General features: G+C 53.4%; 16 protein-coding genes. 11 read left to right on the forward strand and 5 right to left on the reverse strand.

All coding sequences use genetic code 11. The features are described 5' to 3' along the window. Positions 1 to 129: 129 nt before the first annotated feature. Together gshA and VPK24_RS03430 are read right to left on the reverse strand one after the other, a co-directional pair. A complete protein-coding gene (gene gshA, locus VPK24_RS03425; RefSeq protein ID WP_393010727.1) occupies positions 130 to 1,284 on the reverse strand; it encodes a glutamate--cysteine ligase in 1,155 nt (384 codons plus the stop codon). Positions 1,285 to 1,551: 267 nt separating this feature from the next. Then, on the reverse strand, positions 1,552 to 2,469 hold the full coding sequence (locus VPK24_RS03430; protein ID WP_393010729.1) for a histone deacetylase family protein: 918 nt from the start codon (positions 2,467 to 2,469) through the stop codon (positions 1,552 to 1,554). A 359-nt stretch (positions 2,470 to 2,828) separates the two neighbouring features. On the opposite strand from VPK24_RS03430, the gene VPK24_RS03435 reads away from it, so the two are divergent. The 5 genes from VPK24_RS03435 to rph all read left to right on the forward strand — a co-directional run bounded on the left by VPK24_RS03435 (position 2,829) and on the right by rph (position 6,562). Then, a complete protein-coding gene (locus VPK24_RS03435) occupies positions 2,829 to 3,347 on the forward strand; it encodes a hypothetical protein (RefSeq protein WP_393010731.1) in 519 nt (172 codons plus the stop codon). 39 nt (positions 3,348 to 3,386) lie between these two features. Continuing rightward, positions 3,387 to 3,926, forward strand: a complete 540-nt coding sequence (locus tag VPK24_RS03440) for a TolB family protein (protein WP_393010733.1) — start codon at positions 3,387 to 3,389, stop codon at positions 3,924 to 3,926. 322 nt (positions 3,927 to 4,248) lie between these two features. Beyond that, positions 4,249 to 4,416, forward strand: coding sequence for an MbtH family protein (locus VPK24_RS03445; protein ID WP_393010735.1), 168 nt, complete (start codon positions 4,249 to 4,251; stop codon positions 4,414 to 4,416). Positions 4,417 to 4,711: 295 nt separating this feature from the next. Continuing rightward, positions 4,712 to 5,806: a peptide chain release factor 1 gene (gene prfA / locus VPK24_RS03450; protein ID WP_099533664.1), complete on the forward strand. Its 1,095-nt coding sequence runs from the start codon at positions 4,712 to 4,714 to the stop codon at positions 5,804 to 5,806. A 27-nt stretch (positions 5,807 to 5,833) separates the two neighbouring features. Continuing rightward, the gene (gene rph / locus VPK24_RS03455) at positions 5,834 to 6,562 is read left to right on the forward strand and encodes a ribonuclease PH (RefSeq protein ID WP_393010737.1); all 729 of its coding nucleotides are present in this window, start codon (positions 5,834 to 5,836) and stop codon (positions 6,560 to 6,562) included. A 12-nt stretch (positions 6,563 to 6,574) separates the two neighbouring features. Here the strand turns inward: rph and VPK24_RS03460 are convergent, their stop codons facing one another. Both VPK24_RS03460 and VPK24_RS03465 read right to left on the reverse strand, forming a co-directional pair. After that, positions 6,575 to 6,829, reverse strand: coding sequence for a XisI protein (locus VPK24_RS03460; RefSeq protein ID WP_393010753.1), 255 nt, complete (start codon positions 6,827 to 6,829; stop codon positions 6,575 to 6,577). A gap of 153 nt (positions 6,830 to 6,982) precedes the next feature. Then, entirely contained in the window at positions 6,983 to 7,318 is a 336-nt protein-coding gene (locus tag VPK24_RS03465; RefSeq protein ID WP_393010739.1) for a XisI protein, read from the reverse strand. 185 nt (positions 7,319 to 7,503) lie between these two features. Here VPK24_RS03465 and surE point away from each other — a divergent pair, with 185 nt between their 5' ends. Genes surE through VPK24_RS03480 form a run of 3 tightly spaced genes read left to right on the forward strand, consistent with a single transcriptional unit; the run spans position 7,504 to position 8,826 of the window. After that, positions 7,504 to 8,196 carry a 5'/3'-nucleotidase SurE gene (gene surE, locus VPK24_RS03470; protein ID WP_393010741.1) on the forward strand — a complete coding sequence of 231 codons (693 nt, stop codon included), beginning with the start codon at positions 7,504 to 7,506 and terminating at the stop codon, positions 8,194 to 8,196. Between the two features lie 60 nt (positions 8,197 to 8,256). After that, entirely contained in the window at positions 8,257 to 8,673 is a 417-nt protein-coding gene (locus VPK24_RS03475; RefSeq protein ID WP_393010743.1) for a Uma2 family endonuclease, read from the forward strand. Between the two features lie 24 nt (positions 8,674 to 8,697). Further along, positions 8,698 to 8,826, forward strand: a complete 129-nt coding sequence (locus VPK24_RS03480) for a Uma2 family endonuclease (RefSeq protein WP_393010745.1) — start codon at positions 8,698 to 8,700, stop codon at positions 8,824 to 8,826. A 94-nt stretch (positions 8,827 to 8,920) separates the two neighbouring features. Here VPK24_RS03480 and VPK24_RS03485 read toward each other — a convergent pair whose 3' ends face one another. Then, the gene (locus tag VPK24_RS03485) at positions 8,921 to 9,247 is read right to left on the reverse strand and encodes a DUF1825 family protein (protein WP_393010755.1); all 327 of its coding nucleotides are present in this window, start codon (positions 9,245 to 9,247) and stop codon (positions 8,921 to 8,923) included. A gap of 441 nt (positions 9,248 to 9,688) precedes the next feature. On the opposite strand from VPK24_RS03485, the gene VPK24_RS03490 reads away from it, so the two are divergent. From VPK24_RS03490 to VPK24_RS03500, 3 genes are all read left to right on the forward strand, one after another. Then, positions 9,689 to 10,093 carry an NINE protein gene (locus VPK24_RS03490; protein WP_393010747.1) on the forward strand — a complete coding sequence of 135 codons (405 nt, stop codon included), beginning with the start codon at positions 9,689 to 9,691 and terminating at the stop codon, positions 10,091 to 10,093. Positions 10,094 to 10,374: 281 nt separating this feature from the next. Continuing rightward, positions 10,375 to 10,884 carry a ComEA family DNA-binding protein gene (locus VPK24_RS03495; protein ID WP_393010749.1) on the forward strand — a complete coding sequence of 170 codons (510 nt, stop codon included), beginning with the start codon at positions 10,375 to 10,377 and terminating at the stop codon, positions 10,882 to 10,884. Between the two features lie 84 nt (positions 10,885 to 10,968). Next, on the forward strand, positions 10,969 to 11,094 hold the full coding sequence (locus VPK24_RS03500) for a hypothetical protein (protein WP_393010751.1): 126 nt from the start codon (positions 10,969 to 10,971) through the stop codon (positions 11,092 to 11,094). The last annotated feature ends 105 nt before the right edge of the window (positions 11,095 to 11,199 follow it).

An 11,199-nucleotide genomic window follows, 5' to 3' on the forward strand; every position in this document is an offset into this window, starting at 1 on the left:
ACTCGATTTGAGTTGATCTAAATCATGCAGATCGAATCGGCGCGATCGACCGAAGCGCAATGTATGGGAGTGCAATGTATGGGAGCGCAATGCATGGGAGCGATTAACCAGGCTGGCCCCACCCGCGACCTAGGCCACCAATGATCCGTGACAGGTTTGGTCTGCCAATTCCCGTTCCCACTGCTGGGCCTCTTGAATTGCCTGGGCTACCACCGCTTGACAACCATGGCCCGTTTCCACCTGTTGGAGCCATTGTTGAGCAGCGTTGCCTTCCCGCAAAATGCGCTGCAAGGGTGACAGGAAGCAGCTAAACCCGCGCTCTTTGGCGATCGGGCGTAATTCTGCATAGAGTTGAGCGATCCAATCCCTGGCCTTGATGGTGCGGCCATCCTGCCAATGGCGTAGGGATGCGTCCAAGCTGTGGCGAGCGACGGCCATTTCGTTGGCCAGGGTCAACGACAGTAAATCGTCATTGCGGGTGGCGGCCGGCAACAGGCTTGCAGTCAGTGGATCTAAGCTGGGATCGTCCATCAATTGGCACAGCCGAGCCTCCAGTAGGGCCGTGATCGCCAGCAGGGCCAAGGGATCAATCACCGGGTCACAAATCCGCAGTTCCAAGCGATTTAGGTTATAGGGTCGGCAATCGCCGTTGGGCCGCACGGAACTCCAGAGGTGGCGAACATTTTGCATGGTTCCCAACTCCAATTGCTCTTCAGTCCAGCGAATGAAGTGTGCGTGGCTTTCAAACAGGGGCACTCGATCGGGCGTTTGGGGAAACAGATGCCAGCGAGTGGAATGAAAGCCGGTTGGTTCGCCATCCAAGAAAGGAGAAGAAGCACTCAGGGCCAAGTAAAGCGGCGCTTCTACCCGTACCAGCCGACAGGCCCGCATCAACAGTTCTGGATCGGCAATGCCAATGTTGATGTGAACGCTGGCGGTGACGACTTTGGTTCCATAGGTGCGTTCAATGTAGGCGTGGTAGGGGTTGGCCGGGTCAGATCGGTAGAAGCGATCGCTCCCGCCCAGGGCTAATGTGCCGCCGGGCACTAGGGTGTAGGGGCCTAGGGTTTTCAGGTATTGGCGCAGGCGCAACCGAGGAACGAGCAAATCGCACAGCAACCGCTCATAGCTGCACAGGGGAGCGGTGGTGTATTCCACGTTGCGGCTGTCGGGTTCGCGCACAAAGCCATCTAGGTTGGCGGTAATTCGATCGGACAGGCCCACAATTTGCCCATCGTGGGTTCCGGTATAGATTTCAATTTCAAAGCCTTTGGACAGCATCATAGGGAGTTGTGAAGCAATTGTGCGCGTCGGTCTGCTCTGCCAGCCCGATTTCTATTGTCGCCTGTGGCGTGATCGCCCGATGGCTGTTCTGTCGTTGCTGGGATTTTTTGTGTCTTGAAAGGGGCGATCGCCCGGCGGCCGTTCTGTCGGGTTCTGGCCTGGTTTTGTTGGATCTAGTTTTTGTTGGATCTGGTTTTGCCTGGCCGGTGGATGATATCTTGCGCGATCGCCCTTGCTGAGCATCAGTGGCCCAGAAACCGTAGCAGCTCAGAGGCCGTAGCACTGGGCGACCTGAGCCGCTGCTCGGTGGATGAGGGCATGGCGATCGACCAGGGCCGCCAAATCATCGCAGTAGCCGCCGCCGATCGTGCAGGCCACGGGATAGCCCGCTGCTACACAGGTGGTCAGCACCTGCATATCCCGCCGAAATAAACCAGAATCGGTGAGGGCGAGCTTGCCCAGCCGATCGCCTCCGTGGGGATCCACCCCCGCATCGTAAATCACCAGGTCGGGCCGCACTTGGGCGAGCAACTCTGGCAGGAAGCGATCGAGCGTTTGTAAATAGTCATCATCTTCCATGCCTTCTGGCAATGCCACATCCAAATCGCTGGCCTGTTTGCGGGCGGGAAAATTTGCCTCGCAATGCATGGAAAAGGTGAAGACCTGCGGCTCGTTGCGAAAAATCCAGGCGGTTCCATCCCCTTGATGCACATCCAAGTCCACAATCAAGACCCGATCGACCAAGCCTTCGGCCTGCAAAACCCTGGTGGCGATCGCCAAATCGTTGAAGATGCAAAACCCGGAGCCAAAATCGGGGAAGGCGTGGTGCGTGCCGCCCGCCAAATTGCAAGCCAGCCCATGGCGCAGGGCCAACCGAGCCGTTAGCACCGTGCCACCAGCCGCCACGCAGGTGCGATTAGCCAAGGCTGGCGACCAGGGCAACCCAATCCGGCGCTGGGCTTTTGGATCCAAAGTGCCTTGGCAATAGGCTTCCACATAGGCGCGATCGTGCACCAGCTCAATCCAGTCTTGGGGCGGCCGATCGGGTTGGTGAAACTGTTCTGGGGTTGCCGTGCCATCGCTGCGTAACCGGTCATAGAGCTTGGCAAACTTTTGCATCGGGAACCGGTGGCCGGGTGGCAACGGCGCGACATAATCGGGGTGATAAACTAGCGGCACATTCATCGCAATCTTGGCTCCGCAATTTTGGCTCCTGGGGCCGACCTGCGGTGGGTCGCCGGTTCATCGGTGGTTCAAGTTTGGCCAACAAGCCTTGGATGGCGGGGCGATCGACCCGGTTCCCAGCTTGGGGCTGTGGGGCCAATCAACTGTTGATTGTTCCCCAAAAATTGTCCCTAAATGTCTTCTTAGGGTAACGCTCTAGCCTGCGTTGTGCGACTTGGGCGATTCGGATGATTTGGGTGATTTGGGTAATCTGGGCGATCGCCCCCCAAGGGTTTAATTAACTGAAACTAATGAATTGAAAATAATTGAAAAATTAATTGTTCAATTAGTTCATGGGATTTTGAAACGGGATTTTGTCCGTGCAACCTTTCAGCGCAACTTGGCTTTACGGCAGCAGCGATCCGGAGAATGCTGCTCATTTTGAAACCATCCGCCAATGGTGGGAGAGCTTGGCGGGCAAATCTGTGACCTGGCGACAGCGCTTGCTCGATCGCGCCACGGATCCCCAGATCCTTGATTGGGACGCGGAGCGCTTCGACGATGAATTCACCATCCAAGGGACAGAAGTGCGGGGCATCACGTTCTATTACCAAAAGCTGGGCAGCGACTTGGAACGCAACACCACGCCCCAATCCTTGAAGCTGTCAGCCAATGGACAATATCTCTACATCTATCCCCAATCTCAAAATGATGTGGTGATTCGGGTGGGGCAGCCGGAAGCCCGCTTGGAAACGATCGCCCTCACCAATCCCACCGCCACGGTCAAAACCGGTGGTGGCCAATGCATTCTCACGCTGATCGATCGCCCAGCGGGCCAGGCTGTGGAAGTGACGCTGAATGCAGAATCCCTGCTGGCCCTCAAAAAGCTGTTGCCCTAGATCTTGCGCCGAGATCTTGATCAGCGAGGGGCCCGTGCCATGAGCCACTGCCGCCGAGGGCGATCGCTCCTACAACAGCTTTGGATCGCCAGTTGGGCGATCGGGTTGGTGGGTTGCGCCAGTGGTCGCACCCTCAGTTTCCCTTTCGATGCGGCCGGAGCCAACCCCAACAGCCTCAACAGCGCCTTTTCGGAAACCAGCCCGGCCGTGGCGGGGCGCTTTTTGGTGTTTGTGTCCGATCGTCGGGGCAGCCAGGATGTGTTGCTCTATGACCTCCAGGAACGACGGGCGATCGAGCTGCCAGAGCTAAACGCCTTTGACACGATCGCCGCCAGCCCCAGCATTTCCAGCGATGGCCGTTGGATTGCCTTTTCTGCCAGTCGCCAAGGCCGCACCGACATTTACCTTTACGATCGCACCACTAACCAACTCCGCAACCTGACCCAAGCCCTGCAACTGGAAACCCGCAACCCGCAACTGAGCGCCGACGGCAGCCGCATCGCCTTTGAAATTGAACGGAGTGGCCAGTGGGATATCGCAATTTACACCCGCGACGGCCAGCCTATTAATATTCCCTAACCAGTTTCCTCTGCCTAATCGTGTAATCTTACCCCTGACTAAAACCAAGCTTCGATGATTGGTTTTTATGAATTTTGATAATAGGTAATTTCTTTTGATTTAAAGAATTTTGCATCTTGTTTTCATGATTTAAGGTTTCTAATTGATTTTCTTGAATTTAAAAATAAATCAACTGATTCTTTGATGAAGAACTGTGACAAGAAATTTCAGTCTCCATCAAAAATATAAAGCTGATGTTTTAATTGCTCCATGAACTGACGAGCAAACTTATAACTGAAATAGTACTGGCGAGTTATATAGTTCCTTTATTTCATTCGGAGAAATGGCAATGACGAATGAGAACCAAAGGGTTTACAAGGTGGTAGTGAACCATGCGCAGCAGTATTCCATCTGGCCTGTGGAGCGAGGAAATCCCTGGGGATGGCGGGATGCAGGCAAAGAGGGGCCGAAGAGTGAATGCCTGAAATATATTCAAGAAGTATGGACTTAATGGGCTTATTAGTGTCTTGTTGCATGGACGCAATCAGGATGCTGGGATGAATAGGCGGCTATTGGATAGGCGGCCATTGGGTATGCAGTTATTTTGGGTTCGCCATGTGGCGGTGCCATTCCGTGGCGGGGCTGGCCAGTCGATCTGGTCTGATCGAGAGGTGGCAAGCCTCTGATCTGTCCTAGCTCCGTGTTTTTGCGGCATGGGCTAAATCGGCGGTCGGGGGACGATCATTGATAGCATGGTGGTAGTATTTTGCTCCCTTCATTCGATTTCACGATCGCCCCGCGACCCGATGGCTGAACAATATTTGCTCGATAAGCTGCAATCCGTTGAGCAAACCTTTAATGAATTAACCCGCCGCCTTGCGGATCCTGATGTGGCCACGGATCCGACGGAATTTCAGCGCGTGGCCAAGGCGCGATCGTCCTTGGAAGAAACGGTGGCGACCTATGACGCATGGAAAACGGCCGTCAGCGACTTGGAAGGGGCCCGCGAAATCCTGAAGGAGTCGGGCGATGACCCGGAGTTGCGGGAAATGGCGCAACTGGAAGTTGAAGAGCTGAACGATCGGGTCGCCCAGTTGGAATATCAACTGAAAATTTTGCTGTTGCCCCGCGACCCCAACGACGACAAAAACATCATGTTGGAAATTCGGGCCGGCACGGGTGGCGATGAGGCCTGTATTTGGGCGGGCGATTTGCTGCGGATGTATTCCCGCTATGCCACCACTCAGGGTTGGAAGGTGGCGTTGGCGAGTGAGTCGCTGTCGGAGGCAGGCGGCTTTAAGGAAGTGATCCTGGAAGTGCAGGGCGATCGGGTTTACAGCAAGCTGAAGTACGAGGCGGGTGTTCACCGGGTGCAGCGCGTGCCGGCCACGGAAGCGGGCGGCCGGGTACACACTTCCACCGCCACGGTGGCGATTATGCCGGAGGTGGATGAAGTGGAAGTTCACATCGACCCAAAGGACATTGAGCTAACCACGGCGCGATCGGGCGGGGCTGGCGGCCAAAACGTGAACAAGGTGGAAACCGCCGCCGACCTGTACCACAAACCGACGGGCATCCGGGTGTTTTGTACGGAGGAGCGATCGCAGCTCAAGAACAAGGAGCGGGCGATGCAAATTTTGCGGGCCAAGCTCTACGAAATGAAGATGCGAGAGCAACAGGAGGCGGTGACTTCTGCCCGGCGATCGCAGGTGGGGAGCGGTTCCCGATCGGAAAAAATTCGCACCTATAACTACAAAGACAATCGCGTGACCGATCACCGTTTGGGCCAAAACTTTACCCTCACGGCGGCCCTCGAAGGTGACATTGACGAGATGATTCAGTCTTGCATCACCCAAGATCAACAGGCTCAATTGGAAGAACTGGCAGCCCAGGTTGGTTAACGTTATCCGTTGTTTGCACCCCTAACCATGTCCTGGCAACGTCCCGACGGTCGATCGCCCGACCAGCTCCGCCCCGTTCGATTCCAGCGAAATTTCACCAAATATTCCGCCGGGTCTGTGTTGGCCTGTTGCGGTGACACGCAGGTGATTTGCACTGTGTCTGTGCAATCCGGTGTGCCGCGCTGGCTGGCCGATTCGGGTCAGGGCTGGCTGACGGCGGAATATCGGATGATGCCGGGGGCCACGCCCGATCGGCAGTCGCGGGAAACCTTCAAGCTGTCCGGACGCACCCAGGAAATTCAGCGGCTAATTGGCCGGAGTTTGCGGGCGGCGGTGGATTTGCGGGGCTTGGGGGAGCGCACCCTGGCGATCGATGCGGACGTGTTGCAGGCCGATGCGGGCACACGCACCACGGCGATCACGGGCTGTTACGTGGCGCTGGTGGATGCGTTGCAATCGCTGGTGGCCGCTGGGGAATTGGCAACGTTGCCGATCCTCTCGCCGGTCGCTGCCGTTTCCGTGGGGTTGATCGAGGGATCCGCCTATCTGGATTTGAACTACCCGGAAGACGTGGCCGCCGATGTGGACTTCAACGTGGTGATGAACGGCGAGGGTAATTTAATTGAAGTGCAGGGGACGGCGGAATCGGGCAGCTACAGCCGATCGCAACTGAATGCACTGCTGGATTTAGCCGAAAAAGGCATCGGTGAATTGATGGCGGCCCAAGCGGCTGCTCTGACCGACTCAAATGGTTAGAAATCGCAGTTTTTAGGCGATCGCATAGCCGGAAAAACGGCGAAAATTAGGTGGCTGAAGCCCAAGCACAATATCCTCTTTGGGAATACCTCGTTCAACCAAATTTTGAGCAATATCCAGTTCGGTATTGTTGGCCTGAATCCAGATTTTTCCTTGCTTTAGGTCAAGGTGCATTGAGCAACCATAGATTCTTTGTTTGTTGTACCAGCCGATCGCAAAAACCTGATAGTGGTCATGCTCGCTGTCGAATAAGGTTTGAACTTCAATATCACCATAGGATGGCTTATAGGCTGCAGAAGCTGCTTAATCACAGCTCGATAGGCTTGCAGTTTTTCTGTTTCCGAACTTAAGGCTGTCATCGGGTAATTAACCTCACTCAAAATAATTGAAATTCCATGGTGAATCACTTGAAAACCAGAATTAACCAACGGCAAATCCGTTATATTGACGCATAAATGGCGAGTGATAAGCCAATACGATATCTGTTTTGGGAATGCCTTTCTCTAAGAGTTCATTAGCCACGCCCACTTCTGTGCCATCGTATTGAATCCAAATCTTTTCTTCCTTGAGATCAATATGAATTAGAACGCCATAGACTCGCTGTTTTTGAAGCCAACCTGACCGCATGACTTGATAGTGATCGCGTTCATGATCAAATATGACTGCCATTTCAATCTCGCCATAAGCTGGTTGAATTTGGCTGTGCTCAAGCAAAATTTCTTGAACAACCTGGCGATATTGATTTAGTTTTTCCATGACAGCCACTCTCTCCTCTTCAACATCTTAGATCCTCCAACACTGTCGCTAATGATCGATCGCCCGGTGGTGGGGGCAAGGGGTTTAAACCCCTTGTCTGTTGATGGTGTTGCGGGGCGTGGGTGGGTGTTGGGGCTGGCTGGTCAGTGGAACAATAGAAACCTGTTCGCGATCGCTGAGGACTTATGGCGCAGGTTTTGGTGCTGACGAATGATGACGGGTACGATGCGCCGGGGATTGCCGCGCTCGATCGCGCCGTTGCGGAGTTGCAGTTGGGTTCAGTGCGGTGGGTTGCGCCCGCAGCGGAACAGTCGGGCTGTGGCCACCAGATTACTAACCATCGTGCGCTGGCGGTGCAGGAGCGCGATCGCGGGTTCTCCGTGGCGGGCACACCGGCCGACTGTGTGCGGTTGGCGGTGAGCGAGCTGGCTCCCGAGGTGGGCCTGGTGCTGTCAGGGATTAACGCGGGCGGCAACCTGGGCACGGATGTCTATAACTCGGGTACGGTGGCGGCCGCTCGGGAAGCAACGCTGCAAGGCCGACGGGCGATCGCCCTGTCGCACTGGATTCGACGGCCTTTGGAAATCGATTGGGACTGGACGGCTCAGCAGGCAGTGCGGGTGTTGCCCCTGTTGCTCGATCGCCCCTGGGAACCGGGCAGTTTTTGGAATGTGAATTTCCCGCACCTTGACCCCGGCGCTCCCGATCCCGAAATCGTGTTTTGTGAGCTGTCTCGTGACCCGGTTCCACCGATCTACCGGCGTACAGAGGAGGGCTATCAGTACAACGGCATCTATGGGGGTCGTCCCTATAAACCCGGAACCGATGTGGCTGTTTGCTTTGGTGGCGCGATCGCCGTTACGCAGTTGCGGGTTTAGGGAGCCGATCGCGGGCGATCGCTAGAATTGAATCAGTTTGTCTCCCCTGCAAGGCTGGTTATGGTGCTTGCTGTCTCCCGCGATCGGGCCCTGTCGCTGGCTGAGTTTCTCGCATTGCCCGAAACTCAACCGGCCAGCGAATATATCAACGGCCAGGTTCATCAGAAGCCAATGCCACAAGGCCAGCACAGCTACTTGCAATCAGAACTGACTGCGGTGCTGAACAGTATTTTGCGCAAAGCACCCATTGCTAGAGCCGGTGCAGAACTGCGTTGCACCTTCGGGGGGCGTGTGTTGGTGCCCGATATCGTGGTGATCAAATGGGATCGAATTCCTCGCCAATCCGATGGCCGAGTCGCCAACAGTTTTGATTTTGCGCCCGATTGGATTGTGGAGATTGCGTCACCCCAGCAACCCCTAATTCGGCTGATCGAAAAGATGCAGTTTTGTTTGGATCAGGGCACAGAAATGGCTTAGTTAATTGACCCTGGTGATCTGTCGGTGTTGGTCTATCAAGCAGGGCGATCGCCTCGGGCTTTCGTGGACTTGGGCGATCAACTGCCCGTGCCTGATTTTGCCCAAGGGGTGGAACTGACGATCGAGGATCTACAGAGCTTTTTGCTGGATTAGTCAAATTGAGGATAGTTCAGTTTTCCTGAATTTATCCTGTTATTTTGAACTGAAACGGCTCAAATGATCCATTAGAAATTAATAGGAAAATGACCTAATTCTTGGATGCTTCTAATTCTGCTTTCATGCGCTCTAAGGTGATGTGCATCTGATCAAACATCATTTGAGGAGTCATACCAAATTGCGAGAGGTGAGTTTTCAGTTGCTCCACCTGCATTTTGGCCATGAAATCATCTGACAATTCAAATCGCTTCATGAAAATCCGATAACGATCGAGGACGGTTTCCATCTGTTCGATGTAGAGTCGTTTCCCTTCGCGATCAAACTTGCCGTAGTCACCCCCAAGCTGCACTAGGGATTGATAAGTGCCAAAAATCTCCCTAGCTTCCTGTTGGACAATTTCAGAATCAAAAATGCTCATGTTGTATGCCTGGGTCATTGTCAACACCCATTTGCCTTTGATCTTAGCCGATTCCCCTCTGAGGCAAAACGCCCACCCAGTCGGGAGATCCGAACTTGAACGATCGGACTTTGCGCCGAGAAATTAAGGAAATGGACAAGGGCAATCGATGGCTGGTTGGCGCAGACTGCTGCTCAATGGTTGTAACTGCTGTTGCTTTGGCGCACGCCGCCCCTCGACCTGCTAATTTGCCAACTATCATGAACAATGGGCGCAACATCGTTGCCACCAACTCAACCAAGAGAGTTCAAGGCCGGTGCTTAGTCACCAGAGTGGCCTAGGCTTGGAAACGGTCAACGCTCAATTGTTTCTCTGTTTTCCTTGCTTTTCTTACGTTTCGTTGCTGAACCCGTTGTCTAACGAGTAACTTCCATTGCCAGCCAGTGAACTGAGGAGAGAACCATGACGGAAGTGGCAGGAACCTTAACCCGACCACGCAAGCGGACGGTGGCTGTGGCCCTGGCCCTCACTTGTTTTGTGGTTCCCTTTGCATCGGGGCTGCACAAGTTCTATTTGCGGCAACGATGGTGGGGAGTGGCTTATTTTCTATTTTTTTGGACGATGATTCCGCAAATTGCCAGCGCGATCGAGGCAATTTGGTATCTTTCTCAAGACCAAGAAGAGTTCGATCGCAACTTTAATAAAGAGCTACCGGCTGCCCAACGAACTGTCACGGTTACTGTGCAACCGGAGCGGGTAAATGCGGTGGGGGATGCCCTCCGAGAATTGGATCGACTTCGCCAGGAAGGATTGATTTCTGAGGCAGAGTTTGAACAAAAGCGCCGTCTGCTACTCGACCAAATTTAGATTGGCTGTCATCAATCTAAGTTTAAAAGATTAAAAAATTTGACCTTGGTTACTGGGCGAACCATGACCTGATCTCAACTTTTTAGCACTGATTCAGATCTTGATCTAAGTTGGATCATAATCTAGTAGTCACTCAAGTTTGGCTTAACCGAAATTCAGTTAGCTAGAAGTTTCCAGTTAGTTGAATCACCATAATTTTGTTGACTTCTGTGCCTCAGTTCCCTTCTCAAAATCCGTTATTCAGTTGGCTTCAAGCTCCCTTTCAGCCTGCGAACCCGGCTTTGAAAGCAGCTCGCAGCAAAATTGCGCGTGATCCATTTTGTCGGCTAAATTCTGCGTTGGAAGTGGCGGTGGCGGCCGAAATGGGCATTGCAATTGATGCCAATCGTGCCAGTATTGATGATTGGTTACGATTGCCGGGGTTATCGATTCGGCAAGCCACCTTGCTAACTCAATTGAGTGCGAGCGGAGTGGTGTTTTATGGATTAGAAGATTTGGCTGCTGCTTTAGGGGTAACGGTAGCGCAGTTGGAGCCTTGGACACCGGTTTTACGATTTTATTTTTACGATCCGGAGGCGGCTTCTTTTCAACGAACTTTGGATGCTAATCACGCTACGGTTGATGAACTGGAGCGGCTGCCGGGAGTCGATCGCGCTTTAGCAGAAAGGATGATTCGCGATCGCCAAGAGCGGGGTGCTTTCCGTAGTTTAATTGACTTAAAACGCCGCTTAAATTTATCTGGTGAACTGCTCGGAGAATTAATGCACTATTTGCGGTTCCCAGCGTCTTAGGTGATGTTCATTGCGGGAAATTTAATAAAAATTTTATTGACATCAAATCTTTAAAATAAAAATGCATCAGATGAGATTGATGAAATGAACTTAATTGATGATTGGCCAAAAACGACAGAAGCCGCCAAAGAAATTCAAAACCAACTGCGCGATCGAGTGATCTTGCAGGATCAACTTTCTACCCCAAAATTAGACCTCTTGCACGAATAGAATAGCGGTGTAGAAAGTCGCTGTCACCACCCTCGGGAGATGCTCTACGAAAGCCTCGCCTCGCTACCCCCATCACAGTTCCGCCGTGCCTGTGGCTTTAGTCGT

It is taken from the genome of Limnothrix redekei LRLZ20PSL1, assembly GCF_043235035.1.
In the GTDB taxonomy this organism is placed as follows: domain Bacteria; phylum Cyanobacteriota; class Cyanobacteriia; order CACIAM-69d; family CACIAM-69d; genus CACIAM-69d.